The 236-nt window shown below is 70.8% G+C and carries 1 pseudogene; it reads left to right on the top strand.

Going from position 1 to position 236, the window contains the following annotated elements:
• Window positions 1–236 (top strand): annotated as a pseudogene (locus EXE44_RS19370) (hypothetical protein); the annotation flags it as partial.

Genomic DNA, 236 nt, shown 5'->3' with positions numbered 1-236 from the left:
ACGTCCGCGACGTCGAGGGCGACGTGCGGGCGGTCGAAGACGAGGTCGCGTCCGTCGACGAGACGGTCGAGTCCGTCCGAGACGCCGTTTCGACGGTCGAGACCGACGTCGACGACCTCACCGCGGACGTCGAGCGGATCGACGGCCAGGCGGACGCCGTCGCGGAGACGGTCGACGACCTAGGCGACGACGTCGAGACGCTGTACGAGGAGGTCGACAAGGCGGCGGAGCTCGCC

This window comes from Halorubrum sp. SS7, assembly GCF_005435055.1.
Lineage (GTDB): Archaea > Halobacteriota > Halobacteria > Halobacteriales > Haloferacaceae > Halorubrum > Halorubrum salinarum.
This window is presented reverse-complemented; position numbering and strand designations above follow the sequence as displayed.